At 49.6% G+C, this 1081-nt stretch carries 1 protein-coding gene and 1 tRNA gene; both read left to right on the top strand.

What is annotated here, in order from left to right; genetic code table 11:
* Window positions 1-4 precede the first annotated feature (4 nt).
* Window positions 5-80, top strand: a tRNA-Phe gene (locus AC2FCQ_RS24610).
* 195 nt (window positions 81-275) lie between these two features.
* Window positions 276-1081 (top strand): tyrosine-type recombinase/integrase (locus AC2FCQ_RS24605; protein WP_490309167.1); only part of this gene is annotated, 806 nt, incomplete at its 3' end.

The following is a 1081-nucleotide window of genomic DNA, read 5'->3' as shown; positions in this document are numbered from 1 at the left end:
CGTTGCCCGGATAGCTCAGTCGGTAGAGCAGGGGATTGAAAATCCCCGTGTCCTTGGTTCGATTCCGAGTCCGGGCACCAAATTCATATCAACGGACCTCTACGGAGGTCCGTTTTTGCATTCTAAGCCCGCAAAAACCAACACTTCTACAATCCCTTAACTCCACCCAACTCAATCAACTTCAACCCGCATCAAGTCCCTTGCGAGGGTACAACTGAGGGTATAGTCTGATTCGATAAAATTTATACCCCTTTTACTATCAGGAGATACCGCCAATGGCGCTCACTGACGCAAAAATCCGTGCAGCTAAACCGGATGAAAAACCTTATAAACTTGCCGACAGTGGCAACATGTTTTTGCTCGTTCACCCTAACGGCTCACGCTACTGGCGACTCCGCTACCGGTTTCTGGGCAAAGAGAAAACGCTCGCTCTGGGGGTCTATCCTGAAGTCTCGTTATCAGAAGCAAGGGAAAAACGCGATACGGCGAGAAAGCTGATAGCTGAGGGAACTGACCCGTGCGAACAGAAACGGATCAAAAAGTCTGTACCTGAAACAGCTCAGACATTCGAAGGCATCGCAAGGCAGTGGCATAAGAGCAACAAAAAATGGTCAGCCTCACATAGTGAGAAGATACTGAAAAGCCTCGAAACTCATGTGTTTCCCTTTATTGGCTCACGTGATATTACCACCCTCAGGACTCCCGATTTACTTGTTCCAGTAAAGGCTGCCGAAGCCAAAGAGATCTATGAAATTGCAGCGCGCCTTCAGCAGCGTATCACTGCAATCATGCGCTATGCTGCCCAGTCAGGCATTATCACCTATAACCCTGCCGTGGATATGGCTGGCGCATTAACCACGGTGAAACGCCAGCACCGCCCTGCCCTCGCCTTAAATCGCATTTCAGAGCTTCTTGAACGACTGGATGCATACAGAGGACAACCTCTCACCCGACTGGCAACTAAACTCACTCTGCTTATCTTCATCCGTTCCAGTGAACTACGCTTTGCCAGGTGGTCTGAGATCGACTTTAAGAAAGCCATGTGGACCATTCCTCCTGAGCGGAAACCTATTGAAGGGGT

It is taken from the genome of Serratia sp. CoH_134_PS_4 (genome assembly GCF_058190535.1).
This window is presented reverse-complemented; position numbering and strand designations above follow the sequence as displayed.